Source organism: Streptomyces sp. NPDC050636 (assembly GCF_040654775.1).
In the GTDB taxonomy this organism is placed as follows: Bacteria; Actinomycetota; Actinomycetes; order Streptomycetales; family Streptomycetaceae; genus Streptomyces.
The window spans coordinates 1-15,036 of sequence record NZ_JBFAIP010000046.1; the positions used below are offsets into that span (position 1 = coordinate 1).

At 66.9% G+C, this 15,036-nt stretch carries 12 protein-coding genes; 2 read left to right on the forward strand and 10 right to left on the reverse strand.

From position 1 onward, the window contains the following. On the reverse strand, positions 1–1,904 hold a 1,904-nt coding region (locus AB0I10_RS26735; protein ID WP_363155169.1), incomplete at its 3' end, for a type I polyketide synthase. 556 nt (positions 1,905–2,460) lie between these two features. Further along, positions 2,461–3,102 (reverse strand): DUF1707 domain-containing protein, encoded by a 642-nt coding sequence (locus tag AB0I10_RS26740; protein ID WP_363155170.1) that lies wholly within the window; start codon positions 3,100–3,102, stop codon positions 2,461–2,463. 434 nt (positions 3,103–3,536) lie between these two features. Here AB0I10_RS26740 and AB0I10_RS26745 point away from each other — a divergent pair, with 434 nt between their 5' ends. Then, the gene (locus tag AB0I10_RS26745; protein ID WP_363155171.1) at positions 3,537–4,565 is read left to right on the forward strand and encodes a methyltransferase; all 1,029 of its coding nucleotides are present in this window, start codon (positions 3,537–3,539) and stop codon (positions 4,563–4,565) included. Positions 4,566–4,789: 224 nt separating this feature from the next. Here AB0I10_RS26745 and AB0I10_RS26750 read toward each other — a convergent pair whose 3' ends face one another. Beyond that, the gene (locus tag AB0I10_RS26750; protein ID WP_363155172.1) at positions 4,790–5,755 is read right to left on the reverse strand and encodes a transcriptional regulator; all 966 of its coding nucleotides are present in this window, start codon (positions 5,753–5,755) and stop codon (positions 4,790–4,792) included. A gap of 907 nt (positions 5,756–6,662) precedes the next feature. After that, positions 6,663–7,073 (reverse strand): hypothetical protein, encoded by a 411-nt coding sequence (locus AB0I10_RS26755; RefSeq protein WP_363155173.1) that lies wholly within the window; start codon positions 7,071–7,073, stop codon positions 6,663–6,665. A gap of 314 nt (positions 7,074–7,387) precedes the next feature. On the opposite strand from AB0I10_RS26755, the gene AB0I10_RS26760 reads away from it, so the two are divergent. Further along, a complete protein-coding gene (locus AB0I10_RS26760) occupies positions 7,388–8,155 on the forward strand; it encodes an alpha/beta fold hydrolase (protein ID WP_363155174.1) in 768 nt (255 codons plus the stop codon). Between the two features lie 91 nt (positions 8,156–8,246). Here AB0I10_RS26760 and htpG read toward each other — a convergent pair whose 3' ends face one another. The 6 genes from htpG to AB0I10_RS26790 form a co-directional block, all read right to left on the reverse strand. Further along, positions 8,247–10,076 carry a molecular chaperone HtpG gene (gene htpG, locus AB0I10_RS26765; protein WP_363155175.1) on the reverse strand — a complete coding sequence of 610 codons (1,830 nt, stop codon included), beginning with the start codon at positions 10,074–10,076 and terminating at the stop codon, positions 8,247–8,249. Between the two features lie 180 nt (positions 10,077–10,256). After that, on the reverse strand, positions 10,257–10,577 hold the full coding sequence (locus AB0I10_RS26770; RefSeq protein WP_363155176.1) for a biotin/lipoyl-binding carrier protein: 321 nt from the start codon (positions 10,575–10,577) through the stop codon (positions 10,257–10,259). 15 nt (positions 10,578–10,592) lie between these two features. After that, positions 10,593–10,817 (reverse strand): DUF5988 family protein, encoded by a 225-nt coding sequence (locus AB0I10_RS26775; protein ID WP_363155177.1) that lies wholly within the window; start codon positions 10,815–10,817, stop codon positions 10,593–10,595. A 49-nt stretch (positions 10,818–10,866) separates the two neighbouring features. After that, positions 10,867–12,360, reverse strand: coding sequence for a carboxyl transferase domain-containing protein (locus tag AB0I10_RS26780; RefSeq protein ID WP_363155178.1), 1,494 nt, complete (start codon positions 12,358–12,360; stop codon positions 10,867–10,869). 219 nt (positions 12,361–12,579) lie between these two features. Then, positions 12,580–13,038 carry a cold shock domain-containing protein gene (locus tag AB0I10_RS26785; RefSeq protein ID WP_363155179.1) on the reverse strand — a complete coding sequence of 153 codons (459 nt, stop codon included), beginning with the start codon at positions 13,036–13,038 and terminating at the stop codon, positions 12,580–12,582. Positions 13,039–13,336: 298 nt separating this feature from the next. Beyond that, a complete protein-coding gene (locus AB0I10_RS26790) occupies positions 13,337–14,641 on the reverse strand; it encodes a hydrolase (RefSeq protein WP_363155180.1) in 1,305 nt (434 codons plus the stop codon). Positions 14,642–15,036 lie beyond the last annotated feature (395 nt).

A 15,036-nucleotide genomic window follows, 5' to 3' on the forward strand; every position in this document is an offset into this window, starting at 1 on the left:
GCCAGCGCCGCCTCACACTCCGCAAGACGCGCCGCGAACACCGGGCTGGATTCAGCGAGTTCACGGCCCATGCCCAGCCACTGCGTCCCCTGACCAGCGAACACAAACACCGTCCGGGCACCCGAACGCGCAACCCCCGACACCACCGAACCCGAAGACGCGCCCGCAGCCAGAACCTCAAGGCCCGTCACGAACTCCCCACGGTCACCGCCCAGAACCACGGCCCGGTGCTCGAACACCGACCGCGTCGCCGCCAACGACCACGCCACATCAGCCGGCTCCAGCTCCGGCCGCCCCGCCACCCATTCGCGCAACCGACCCGCCTGAGCCGACAGACCCTCCGCCGACCGGCCCGACACCACCCACGCGCCGACCCCACCTGCCGCCACCACCGCAGGGGCGGCAGCCGCCTCTACCTCGCCGACGACGACGGCGCCGTCAATGCCTTCCGCCGATTCGAAGCCCGCGATGTCCTCACCGGCCGACGCACCCCCGGCGGGCGTCAACTCGCCGGTCTCGGCGGGGGCTTCCTCCAGGATGACGTGCGCGTTGGTGCCGCTCATCCCGAACGAGGACACACCGGCCCGACGCACCCGCTCCCCGGTGGGCCACGGCACCGACTCGGCCAGCAGCCGCACGTCACCGGCCGCCCAGTCCACGTGCGGCGACGGCGCCTCCACGTGCAACGTCCGCGGCAACCGCTCGTGCTGCAGGGCGAGCACCATCTTGATCACACCGGCCACACCGGCGGCCGCCTGCGTGTGCCCGATGTTCGACTTCACCGAACCCAGCCACAACGGCGGCTGGTCGGCGCGCTCCTGGCCATAGGTCGCGAGCAGCGCCTCGGCCTCGATCGGGTCGCCGAGCGTGGTCGCCGAACCATGTGCCTCCACCACGTCCACATCGGCGGGCGACACACGGGCGCTCGCCAGCGCGGCACGGATCACACGCTGCTGCGAGGGGCCGTTGGGAGCGGTCAGACCGTTGGACGCGCCGTCCTGGTTGATCGCGCTGCCGCGTACCACCGCCAGCACGTTGTGCCCGTTGCGCCGCGCGTCGGACAGCCGCTCGGCTACGAGGACGCCGGCGCCCTCGCCCCAGCCGGAGCCGTCCGCCGACGCGCTGAAGGACCTGCACCGCCCGTCCACCGACATGCCCCGCTGCCGGGAGAACCCCACGAAGACGCCGGGCGTGGCGACCACGGTGACGCCGCCGACCAGCGCCAGCGAACACTCCCCGGACCGCAGCGACTGGGTGGCCATGTGGAGGGCCACCAGGGACGACGAGCACGCGGTGTCGACCGTGACGGCTGGGCCTTCAAGGCCGAAGGTGAATGCCAGACGTCCGGACAGGACGCTGGTCGCGATGCCGGTGACGAGATGGCCCTCGGAACCTGCGGCCTCCGCCGAGGGGCCCATGCCGTAACCCGAGCTGTAGGAGCCGGTGAACACGCCGGTCTGGCTGCCGCGCAGGGATGCCGCGTCGATGCCCGACTTTTCGAGAGCCTCCCAGGCCACTTCCAGCAGCAGCCGCTGCTGGGGGTCCATCATGAGCGCCTCGCGCGGGCTGATCCCGAAGAACCCCGCGTCGAACTCCGCCACGTCGTACACGAACCCGCCGTGGCGCGCGTACGAGGTCCCGGGGTGATCCGGGTCGGGGTCGTAGAGGTTCTCAAGGTCCCAGCCGCGGTCCTGCGGGAACGCGCCGATCGCGTCGGTGCTCTCGGCCAGCAGCTGCCACAGCTCCTCGGGGCTCTGGGCCCCGCCGGGGAATCGGCAGCCCATCCCGACGATCGCGATCGGTTCCTGGCTCCGTTCCTCGACCTCAGCCAGTCGACGGCGGACCTGGCGCAGATTAGCCGTCACGAGCTTGAGGTAATCGCGGAGCTTGTCTTCGTTGGCCATTTCTTCCGCCATCCCTGCTTGCCGAGGATATGCACATCTGCCGTGCTGCGGGGTTGCCGCGGGAATTTTCGCAGAATGCCACTCGGGCACAGCGGAGGAGAAACACCCAGAATCAGCAATGAGATCTAGCACGCTTTACTGCGGCAGGGATTGAAGCGACCACCGCGGCCGGTGACAGGGGAACCTCATCGACACTGTCCGCCTCCTGGCCCGCGAGCCAGTGACAACCTATCCCTGCAACCCGCCACCTCGCGCTTGCCGCCAGTTACATTCTCAATGATTTGAGGAAGACACCGAGTGAGTGAATAAGACCTTGAGATCTGACTCACCGGCAACTGGAACGTATCCGCGCCCGTCGAACCCACGCAACGTAGCAGTTGAACACTTGAACCACGCAGAAGAGTTGAACACTTGAATCATGCACAGCGGCCTGGAATCCGGCGTTCAGTCCGTCAGGGACGCCCCTATATCGCTCGCATAAAAACCGGCCGCAGACAACGAAGCGGTGGCCGGCTCGAAGGAGCGGGCCACCGCCTTGCCACTGCTGTACGCGCCGTCAGACCGAGCTCTCTCCGCGTACCCACTGCCCGAGCGTCCGCCGCGGGTGCCTGACCACCACGTCACCGCCGCGGATCCGGCCGGCCACGTTCACACGGAGCACGACGGGCACGTCACCGTCGGAGCTGAGTGTGCGGTCCTTGACCTCGCCCACGCCCACGGTCACGTCATCGGTCACCACCTCGATGCCCGGCTTGACCACCAGCACCAGGTTTCCGCCGACGCTGACATAGGCATCCAGGTCGAGGACGTCGTGGCTGATCACCGCCTCGGTGAAGTCGAGTTTGACGTCTCCTCCGTGCATCCGGATGTCCAGCCGTCGTGGGACCTCCCAGGAGCCGGAGCGGTGCAGGGTGCCGAAACGCTGGTTGATCTCCACCACGTCCTCGGACCACGTGCTCGGGTCGGTGGGAGAGGGAGAGACCGGCAGATCGCGGGTCAGCCCGGCCAGATCGTCAATGGTGCGCGCGGCCAGCGCCGCCGCCACGCGCTCCTCCAGTTCCTCGGTTGTGAGCCGGCCATCACCCGCAGCGTCGCGAAGGATCTCGACGACCTGATCCCGGTCTGCGTGCGAAGCCTTCATGTCTTCTGGGGGCACGTCCTCGGCGCCGTCGCCGCTCGACGACTTCTCATCGGTCATGTCCACAGCCTGATCTTCCGCCGGAAGAATCGCAATGCGAATCCGGCCAACTCCCAAACACCACACGAATATCACAGGCCGGACGACGCGGAGCGCAGCGCGCCGTTCAGTGGACGGGTCTTGCCGTACCGGCCTCGGGCCCGGGAGAAACAGGAGATGAATTCTTGTCGCCGGCAGGTCCACGCAGGAACTGTTCAACTGACATGCCCTGGCGACTGAACGTGTCTTGGCGAATATCTCGGTGGCGACGAGGCGGTTGAACGACGACGCGGAGTTCCGGCTTCGCCTAGCGTGTGGCGCCCAGGCCGTACCTTACCGTCGCTTATCGCCTGCCCGTCTGCCGGGCAGGTCATCTCCGAACAGGTGCAGGCGACGGCTGAGAACACGAACCTGTCATCCGAATCATGCCATCCGGCCGAGGGAGAAATAGGGGTATGGAAGTGTCGTTGTTGAGTCTTGTCATGGGCTCCATCACGTCCGCGACGATCGGCGCCGCGGCTCGTCTCGGTGTCGCAGACGCCCTTGAGGACGGGCCGGCAACGGGCGCCGAGCTGGCCAAGACCGTCGGCGCGGACCCCGACGCGCTTGAGTCCCTCATGCGGGCCGTGACGGCGCTGGGGGTCTTCGCGCGGGACGAGGAGGGTCGCTACACCAACTCGCCCCTCTCCGAGCAGCTCAGGACCGATCACCCCGAGTCGATCCGGCATCTGACCTCGCTGCTCTGCGGCCTCTACGCCCAGGCGGCCAGCGGCGGTCTCACACAGGCGGTGAAGACCGGCACGTCGGTCATGCCCCACGCGTTCGGCGTCTCCCTGTACGAGTACCTGGAGAAGGACGCCGAGACCGCGCGGATCTTCGACCTCGCGATGCAGGACTGGGCCCGGCCGATCGGCGCGGTGCTGGCAGAGCACGTCCCGTTCGAGAACGTGCGCACGGTGGTCGACGTCGGCGGGGGCAACGGGGCGCTCCTCAAGGCCATCCTCTCGGCGCATCCGCACCTCAAGGGCGTCTGCGTGGATCGCCCTGACACGTGCCGGCGGGCGGAGGCCGGGCTGCGCGCGTCGGGCAACGAGGACCTCATCGAGCGGCTGAGCTACCAGCCGTCGGACATCCTGCGTGAAGTCCCCGAGGGTGGTGATCTCTACATCATCAAGAACGTTCTGCACGACTGGAGTTCGGAGAGCGGCGTCCGGATCCTGAGCAACATCCGCAAGGCGATGTGCGCCGGCGCCGACACCGGCAGCACGTCGAAGCTCCTGGTCATCGACCCCTTGAAGGAACACGATTCCGGGGCCGCCTTCCGCAATGTGATCAAAATGGTGGTCGGCGAACCCAACACCCTTGAGCGCAGCGAGGCCGACATCCGCCGGGAAGCAGCAGAGGCGGGGCTCCAGGTTCTGTCGATCACCCCTTGCCCGGCGGACCTGAGCGTCGCCGAATGCGTCGTGGCCGAGAGCGCGTGACCCGAGGTGCCTGAGCGGCATCCGTCGCAGCGGTACAGCATGGTTCGTCGTATCCCGCGGATGGCTTCACCGCCCCGTGGGATACGGCGGGTTGGCAGGCCGGATCGCGCTGGTGCGTGGCGGACGGATCCCTTGCCGACGCGCGGGAAGGCACGCAAAGCTCCTGGTGGGCATGGGTGTTGTCGTACACCCACTCACCAGGAGCTTCGTTGTTGCGTGTGACCCTATTCGGGATTCACGACGCGTGCTCGCCTGTTCAACTCCTGGGCGAAGTCCTCCCAGATCTGCGAGTTGTGACGGGAGAGCTGAATGATCAGCTCAAGGCAGTGCGAGGGCACCGAGGCAACGATGTCATTCATGTCCTTCGCACCCAGTACGTTCTCCTTGAACATCCGCAGCAGCCGCCGCCCCAGCTCGCTCTGTCGCAACGACGGGTCGCGCATGAGCTTTTCGAGCGTGGCGGTGGACGGAGGCCCGATGGCAGCCGGGCTCTGCTCCGGAAGAGCATTCCTCGGGGCTTCCGCCTCAAAGGTGACGGGGCTCCCCTGACTTGGGACAGGGTCATCACCGCGTTCCAGCCGCCGCCGCACGTCGAGCGCCGTCGCGGGCGACACCCCGGCCGTCCGGGCCACCTGGCGCAGGGAAGCCTCTGGGTTCTCCCTGATGAGCTCCGCCACCCGCAGCCGCCCCTCCGCACCGTTCAGTGGACGGACCTTGCCGTCGCGCCCGATGCGGAAATTCGACTTCGGCACGGAGTCCGACGAGCGCCGCAGCCCCGCGACCGCCCGGGCCCCGAGGCCAGTGGACTTCGCGATGGCTCGATCCGACATGCTGGGGTGCGACTTGAGGATCCGCAGTGCCGCCGCGGTGCGATCAGCCTGCGTCAGCGGCAGACCGTGCTCGACATTCGCCTCAACCGCCTTGAGGAACGCGTCCTCGCTGCTGCCGTCGAAGAACTCGACGTCAATGACTTCCAGCCCCTTGATAGAGGCTGCCATCAAGCGGTGGATCCCATCGATCACCCGCATGGTTCTTCGGTCGACCAGTATGGGCGGGAGCGGACTTTCTAGCGCCGCGAGCCGTAGTACATGAACCTTGTCCTCACCCTCAAGTCGGGGTGAATCACCGGGTAAAACCTGCATAATTGGGAACGAGACAATTCCCGGTCCGTCATCCTGGCAATCATTCACTCCAGTCGAAATTATACCGCCGCCGACACGGCCCATACCGCACCCCCATGACAACTACGACGAGTTATTTACAGGAAAGAAGAAGCAGGATCTACTTCATCGACTCTCGCCGCACGTCCGGAAGCTCACCAGGCAAGTCTGAGAATCTCCCACGAAACCCCCCGTGACTGATTAGCTGGCCTAGAATATCAAATCGTTAGATTCTGGCCCCAGGCTAACAGCCCGAACTGTGTCGCGATAGCAGTATTCCCAGATTTGCGAGTTCTTTAATTGCTTACAATGAGACGTCCGGCGCTACGCTCAGTAGCACTCTCGGGTCAGGCGTAATCCTTATGCCCCTCAGGTTGCGCCCAGCGGAACAAACGTCTTCGGGGTCATGCGGACGGAGCGATTTTAACCCGATCATCCCGGCAAGCCACGTGGATCTTGCATCACATTCTGACCATGAGTTCCGGGCACCGGCGACCGGCCCGACCCTGTCTTACCGCGCGAAGAAACACTACAGGCCAGGTACACGTAAATTTTCGGCCAGTTCTTCGTATGGCCGGCCTTGCGGCGGCGGAACCGGATTCAGTCCCTCTTTGCTGGTGGGCGCAGGACTGGTTCGACGGCACGATCGGTGAGGCCGCGCGGGGGGCAGATATACCCTCCAGGAAACCAACGTCGTGGGATCCCGGTGTTCAACCAGAATCGCCCGAGCTGTTCAACTGACGTGGCACCACGGGTTGAACATGGCCGGCTCCATCTGACCGACCAGTGGTTCACCAGTAGCATGACAAAGCTCCGGTCGTTCGGGGTGACTTGGGAAGTCACCCCGTCAACCGGAGCTTCGTCATGTTTTCGTGGCGACTCTGAGCAGTCCATCAACCCACGGACCCGCGAGCCACGCGGTGTGAACGGTGGCGGGCTACGCCTGGTCCGCGCCCTCCTCCACGGCGGCGCTCGCCTTCTTGGCGCTCCGCTTCTTCGTTGTCGCTTTCTTCTCGGGCGCCTTGTCGGCGACGGACGAGCCCTCCACCACCTCGCCGACCAGCACACGCGAATCGTCGGCCGGAGTCTCCTGCGGCACGGCCGGGACGCTGAGGCCGGGCACGGTGAGATCCGGAACCTTCTTCACCGCTTCCAGCGCTGATTCGATCGCCTCGGCCAGTGACGGCGATACCGTGTCGTCGAAATCCACCTTCGTGACGGCGACGGCGGCGTTGGTCGGAAGTGAATCGGTTGCGAAGGCCGCGTCGGCGAAACCGGCCTCTTGCAGAGTGACTGACTCTTCATCGGTGATTTGCCGACTGAGAACCAGCGAGAATTTGTGCCCCACGTAGGTCACCTCTCAATGTCGCCACGTAATTCGGAACAGTAACCGGACCCTTGGGGACGACGCACCAGGCGGCCGCGTGCCCTCCTTGAGATATCTATCATCACAGATGCGCTCCAGTCACCGTTCAACTGCGACCTTCTGGCAGTTGAGCATGCATCGACGCTCGGACCAAACACAATGGCGCTGCGATATCCATGAGTTCACCATGAGTAAACGCAGGCCAGACCGAGATCCGGTGTCCTTGCAGACGTTCCGGCATTTCGCTAGGTTCGGATTTCACTCAGTGATCCGATGTGACAACGTTCTGGAGTGACATGTCTCAGCCTTCGCCCGGAGACGAACTGTGGTGTCGTCGATTTCACCCCGCCAAAAACCCGGCCGCTCGGCTGGTGTGCCTCCCGCACGCAGGCGGGTCGGCGTCTTTCTTCCTCCCGGTGGCCGCGGCGCTGAGCCCCGATGTCGACGTCCTGGCCATCCAGTACCCCGGAAGGCAGGACCGGCGCGCGGAACAACCCATCGACGATCTGGCGATACTCGCCGATCACCTTCATGGGGTCATCCGACGCCAGCCGCAGCTGCCCCTCGCATTTCTCGGGCACAGCCTCGGGGCCGCGCTCGCCTTCGAGGTGACTCGCCGTCTTGAGGCCGACGGGCTCAGCCCCGTGCGGCTGTTCGCTTCCGGGCGCCGCGCGCCCTCGACGTTCCGGGACGAGACCGCGCATCGCAGTGACGCGACGATTCTGGCCGAGGTGCGTCGTCTGAGCGGCACCGCATCGGCCCTGCTCGACGACGAGGAGATGATGCGGGCCGCGCTGCCCGCGCTCCGGGCCGATTACAAGGCCGCCGAGACCTACCGCTGTGAACCCGGCGCCGTCGTGGACAGCCCGATCACCGTGCTGACCGGCGACAGCGATCCCAAGACGACGCTGGACGAGGCCAAGGCCTGGGGCCAGCACACGACCGGTTCGCTCGATCTCCGTGTGTTCACCGGTGCGCACTTTTTCATCAGTGAGCAGTGGAAAGAGGTCATACAGGTCCTGGAGCAGCACTTCCGGACCGAAGGCGCTCGCGCCGCCGGCTGACGGGCGCCGTCCCGGCGCGCATGCGGCGCGTTCCGACACGAGTGCCGCGAGCACAGATGTGCTCGCGGCACTCGTTGTCATCGGGCGACGGTCACACCGTCTTGCTGAGGCGGTCGGCGAGCAGCATGGCGAAGCGCGCCGGGTCGGCCAGGTCGCCCCCTTCCGCGAGCAGCGCGGTGCCGTACAGCAGCTCGGCCGTCTCGGCCAGATCCGGGTCCGCGGCACGCTGCTCGTACGCCGACCGCAACCCGCTGACCAGCGGATGCTCGGGGTTGAGCTCAAGGATGCGCTTGACCGGCGGGACCTCCTGGCCCATCGCCTTGTACATCTTCTCCAGCGTCGGCGTGAGGCCGTCGGCGTCACTGACCAGGCACGCCGGCGAGCTGGTCAGACGGGTCGTCAGGCGTACGTCCTTCACGTCGTCGAGAGTCTCGTTGAGCCAGGTCAGCACCGCGGCGTAGGCACCGGTCCTCTCCTCTGACGGCTCCTCTTCGGAGGGCAGGTCGACCGTGCCCCGCGCGACGGACTGGAACTCCTTGCCGTCGTGGTCGCGCACCGCCTCGACCCAGATCTCGTCCACCGGGTCGGTGAGCAGCAGGACCTCGTACTCGTTGGCCCTGAACGCCTCCATGTGCGGGGAGTTCTCGACCTGCGCGCGGCTTTCGCCGGTCATGAAGTAGATCTTGTCCTGGCCGTCCTTCATCCGGGCGACGTAGTCAGCGAGGGTGGTGGGCTCGTCGCCGGCGGTGGAAGCGAACGACGCGATGTCGAGGATCGTCTTCTGGTCCTCGGCCCCGTCGAGCAGGCCCTCCTTGACTGCGGGGCCGAACTCGCGCCAGAACGTGCGGTACTTCTCGGCGTCGTTCCTCATGAGGTCCTTGATGGTCGACAGGACCTTCTTCGCGAGGCGGCGGCGGATCAGCTGGATGTGCCGGTCCTGCTGGAGGATCTCGCGGGAGATGTTCAGCGACAGGTCGGCGGCGTCCACGACTCCCTTGACGAAGCGGAGATAGTCGGGCAGGAGCTCACGGCTGTCGTCCAGGATGAACACCCGCTTGACATACAGCTGGATGCCGTGGCGGGCGTCCCGCTGGAAGAGGTCGTGCGGGGCACGTGCCGGGATGAACAGCAGGGCCTCGTACTCGAAGGTGCCCTCCGCTCTCATCTGGATGATGTCGAGCGGGTCCGTCCAGTCATGGCTGATGTGCCGGTAGAACTCCTGGTACTCCTCGTCCTTGACCTCGGACCGCGGCCGGGCCCAGAGGGCCTTCATGGAGTTGAGGGTGTCGTCTCCCATCCGGATGGGGAACGAGATGAAGTCCGAGTACCGCTTGACGATCTCCCGGATCTTCCATTCGTCGGCGTAGTCGTGAAGCGCGTCCTCCTCGTCCGCGGGACGCAGGTGCACGGTCACCGACGTGCCGTCCGGCACATCCTCGACGGTCTCGATGGTGTACGTGCCGTCGCCGTCCGACTCCCAGCGCACGCCGGTCTCCTCGCCGGCCTTGCGCGTGTGCAGGGTGACCTTGTCGGCGACCATGAAGACGGAGTAGAAACCGACCCCGAACTGGCCGATCAGTTCGGCCGATTCCTTGCTCTCCCGGAGCCTGCGCAGGGTCTCGGCGGTGCCGGACCTGGCGATGGTGCCGATGAGCCCCACGACGTCGTCACGCGACATGCCGATGCCGTTGTCCCGCACGGTCAGCGTGCGGGCATCCTTGTCGGCCTCGATGCCGATGTGCAGGTCGTCGGCCCTGAGGCTGTCGTCCGTGAGCGCGGCGAGGCGCCGCTTGTCCAAGGCGTCGGAGGCGTTGGAGATGAGTTCGCGAAGGAAGATTTCCTTGTTCGAGTAGATCGAGTGGACCATCAGCTGCAGGAGCTGCCGCGCTTCAGCCTGGAACTCCAGCGTCTCAGTGGTCATGACTTCCCTTCTGATCAAATGAGCTGTGCGACGCCAACACTTCCAGGGGCCGAGGAGGTGCACACACGCCGGTGCCCGACCTCGGCCAGGGCGAGGTCGGGCTGGCTTGAGCTGATCCGCGACGCGATGACACCTGCGCCTGTTGAGAGGTTGAGAGACGCATGAGGCAAATTCCGTACTTCAGGCTCCGGGCCGTGGCGCTGAGCTCAGCCTTTCGGGAGAGGCGGCATCGGAGCCGACTGCGCCTGTCTCAGCCACACGGTTGAAGCCGATCTCCGCAAGGAGGTCTCCCTCCTGAACCGTGTCGCCGGGTGCGACCGGCACGCGCAGGATCCGGCCGCCGTTCTCGGCGAGGACGGGGATCTCCATCTTCATCGATTCGAGGATGAACAGCGGTTCGCCCACGGGGACGGTGTCTCCGGCCGCGACGAGCACCTGACCCACGACCGCGACGATCTCAGCTCGTACCTCTTCAGCTGCCCGTTCCGTCCCCGTGCGCATTGCGCCCATGGTGCGTCACTCCGCCACGTATGTGCGGCGGATCCATAGGAAGACCCGCAGTTCGCGGTCGTCGATGCGGGTGGTTTTGGAGCTGGCCTCGAAGTGCTCGTAGCGATTGCCACACAGCACCTTGACCGTGGGCACATCGAGATCCGGTATGTAGCGAAGCCGCGCCTCTTCGGCTATCGCCGTGGGAGAGCCGCCGCTGAGGTACACGTTGGGTGCGCTGTTGTCGTCCATGATTCTCCTCACCTTCTGGGGACTGGGGTTCCAGCACTTGCCTGGGATCTCAGAGCGGGATGTTCCCGTGTGTGCCGCGCCGGTAGGGCGCGGCCGCGAGGACGGCCGCCACCGCGGCCCGGGTCTGCGACGAGTCGATGACCTCATCGATCACCCCGAGCGCCACGCCGCGGTCGACACCTCCCGCGAGCTTTTTGTGTTCGTCGATGAGCCGTGCGCGGAGCTCTTCGCGCTCCGCTTCGGGCGCGTCGGCGAGCGCCTTTCGGTGCAGGATGCCCACGGCCGACTCGGCGCCCATGACGGCGACTTCGGCTTCGGGCCAGGCGAACACCTTGGTGGCGCCCAGGGAACGCGAGTTCATCGCGATGTAGGCGCCCCCGTAGGACTTGCGGGTGACGACCGAGACACGCGGGACCACCGCTTCGGCGAAGGCGTACAGCAGCTTCGCCCCACGCCTGACGACACCGCCCCACTCCTGGGTGACGCCGGGCAGATAGCCGGGCACGTCGATCAGGGTGACCAGCGGCACTCCCATGGAGTCACAGAGCCGCACGAAACGCGCGGCCTTCTCCGCGCTCAGCGAGTCCAGGCAACCGCCCTTGCGCAGCGGGTTGTTGGCCACGATGCCCACGGTCTGGCCGGCGAGCCGGCCAAGGCCGACCACGACGTTCGGTGCCCACTTCGCCTGGAACTCCTCGAAGGAGCTGCCGTCCGAGCCGCCGTCGGGGCAGTCGGCGGAGTCGTCGAGGAGGCCTGTCACCAGCGGCCGCACGTCATAGGCCCGCCGGGGCGAGGCGGGCAGCAGCGCCCGCAGGTCCCGGGCCGGGCCCACCGCTCCCTGGTCCACCTTTCCGGGCGCGGCGAGCAACGAAGTGACGTGCCGGGCCCGCGTATAGGCGTCCTCCTCGGAGTCGGTCACGATGTGTACCACTCCGGACTTGCGGCCATGGGCCTCCGCCCCGCCAAGGCCCTCCATGTCGATCCGCTCCCCGGTGACGCTGCGCACCACTTCCGGGCCGGTCACGAAGACACGGCCGGCCGGCGCCATGATCACCACGTCCGTGAGCGCGGGCCCGTAGGCGGCGCCGCCGGCGGCCGGGCCGAGCACCAGGGAGATCTGGGGGATCTCGCCCGATGCACGGGTCATCGCCGCGAAGATCCGGCCGATGCCGTCCATCGCCTCGATCCCGTCGGCGAGTTTGGCGCCGCCGGAGTGCCACAGGCCGACGACCGGGCGGTTCTCCTCGACGGCGGCGTCGATGGCGTCCGCGATGCGGCGGCACTCCTCGGCCCCCACCGCTCCGCCCATCACGCGGGCGTCGGTGCAGAACGCGATGACGTCCAATCCGTGGATCCGGCCGCAGACCACCGCCGTGCTGACCGCGTCGCTGTCGTGCACGACGGTGAGGGATTCCCGGTCCAGCAGCCTGGCGAGCCGGACGAGTGGATCGCGCGGGTTCCCTTCGGCGAGGGGTGCACGGCTGTCCGGCTCGCCACTGGTGCCCGCCGGCCCCGGCTGCACAGCTGTGGGCAGCTCCGTCATGGTTGGCCCCGCCCTCTCCCTGGGTTGACTGGATCGGTTGAGTGGCTCATTCGCGAGATCGGTGGATCCGAGCCGCCTGAGCCCGGCCGGTCATGGGATCCGTGGGTGCGCATCCGCGTCACCGGGATGGGTAGGGCCGGGTGCTCGGGGGGTCGCACCCGGCCCTGGTTCATGTGCGGACTCGGCCCGTCCACCGGTCCATCCGTCCTGTCGGTCCTGTCAGTCCTCTACCCAGCCGTGCCGGTTGCCGAGTAGCGCGAACTGCTTGCGCACCGCCTGAATTTGATGTCCCGTCAGCTCCGGGGCGGCGGTCAGAAGCAGCTCGGTCACCTCACGCATGTACTCCGCCGAGCTGAGCACGTCACACATCGGTTCCTGGCCATCCGTGGCGGGCGAGTCGGCCGCTGCGCCCACCGCAGCCGCGGGAGTCCGCGGGGCGGGTGCGACGGCCGCCTGGGCCGCCGGGCTCTCCGCGTCGCGGGCCAGCCGCACGTTGGATGCCTTGAGGCCGCGGTCGCCGTCCTCGATTTCGAACTCCACCGTGAGTCCGGAGCACACCGTCGACTCGGGAATGAGCAGGTCGTTCACATGCAGGAAGACGTCTTCCCCACCGTGCTCCGGCGCGATGAAGCCGTATCCGCGCATCCCGTCGAACCGGATCACTCGACCAGCAGCCATCCCCAGCCCTCACTACTCGCACACCTGTCCAGCGCCTTCACCTGATCGTAATCACGTCCGTCTTCAACTTCACGATCGCAGTTGAACACTTCGATCATCACGCCTTCGTCGCAGGTCAGAGGCTGTGCGGCCGGGCTTGCGCCAGTTACGCACCCGCCCTGGAGACGACTGCGGCGCTGCCGTCGCGCTGCAGCGCGGGCCCGGCGGTACGCGTACGTACGCGGGGAGTTCCGGGCCGCATCTGCACTCGCAGTCCTACGGCTTGGCCGGACACGCCGCGACGGCCTCGGAACGGCGTTCAGCGCACGAAGGCGACCTCCGGGTAATGGCGTGACGGGCCGTCGAGCAGGCTGCTGTGCCGGTGCCGCAGTTCCTTGTCGAAGAAGGCCGCGAGGTAGGTGCGTTGGACCCCGATGGAGCGGTTGGGGTCGATCGTGCCGAGAATCTGCACCAGTTGGTCGGGGGTCAGCCTGAACGCGCCCGGTGCCTGGGGGAAGAGGACCTGGTTGTCGACGAAGGAGTTGTGCGCGGAGCCGAGCAGTTTCAGGTCGATCCGCTCTCCATGCAGGTGGTCCCAGAACTTCGCCCAGCTCCGGTCGGAGTTTCGGTTGTGGTTCTGGGAACTGAACAGCAGGAAGGGCCGGTTGAGCGGCTGGGTGATCGCCGGTCCGAAGAGCTGGCCGTCCAGGTTCGCGCCGGCGCGGATCCTGGAGTCCACCTGCATGGCCGCAGGCACCGTTCCTCCACCGAGGGAAGCGCCGAACATTCCGATACGGTCCATGTCCACTCTGGCGAGCCCGTGAGGGAGCTGCTTGTGGTCCACGTCCGGGTTGTCGCCACGGTCGATCGCGGCCAGCTGGTCGATGACGAAGCGGGTGTCCGCCGCCCGGACGGCGATCGTGTCGGACGAGTGGGAACCCGGCGGCATGGTGTTCAACTCAAGCCGCCCACCGGGGAACTCCACCTCGCCGGCATCGTGGGTGTGGTCGATGGTGACGACCAAGTAGCCGCGGCTGGCCAGGTCCTGAGCCAGTGAGGTGCCCTGCGCGCGGTTCCCGTGCAGTCCGGGCGAGTACAGCAGCACCGGCAGCTCGCCTGCCCTGCGGTCTACCGGGGCGCCGGTGTGCCCGGCAGTGGTGGGCAGGGTCACCGCGCCCGGCGGCACCTGCCGGCTGGCCAGGAAGTGCGCGGCGGCGGCCGGCTGCATCCAGGGCGCGGCGGGATAGTCGGTGGTGTGCGTCGCCGGGTACCACAGTGTGACCATGAGCTCGCGCGGCTGTTGTCCGGGCATCCACGGATCCGTGCGTGTCGGGTCGCGCAGGTGGAGATCGACCGTTCCGACGCCATACCGGCCGGTCGGGGCGGGGAGAGTCAGCTGGCCCGGCGCTGGCGCCGCGTCCAAGGACGCTGCCGTGTCCAAGGACGCCGCTGTATCCAAGGTCGCTGCTGTATCCAAGGTCGCTGCCGTGGTCATGGGCGTGTTGGTGGTCTTCTCCGCGGCGGTAGCCGGCGCGACCCCGGCACCCAGGGCGAGGGCCAGAAATCCTGTGGTGCCGCCGACCCGGGTGCGCAACCGGCTGTGGCGCCTGCGTGCGTGTTTCATGGGCAGCCCCCTCCATGGTGGCGATCGCCACGTGACCAGCGATCGGCTGGCGATCAGCGTATAGGCAGTTTGCCATGGCCGCGCCAACCCACCTGATTGTGCGGGGAGTTATTCCACGGCGGTCGGCGAGATGAGCGCTGCTGACGCGTCCAGAAATGCGCGGTGTCGGCTTCGCGGCCCATCCGTTGCCGGACCTCTGCTGCCAGCGTTTTCCCTGGACTCATATGCGCTGGGAACGGCCTGTCGGCGCTCGTGGAGTATGCCACCGAGTTGAGCCGCGTCGAGTGCCAATACGGCATGCGTGCGGGAGAAATGCCCTGGTGCAGCCGGGGGCAGTTGCCAGCGTACGGCAACTCGACATCCCCTGGTAACAAGTCGCAGCAGCAAAGGCCCAA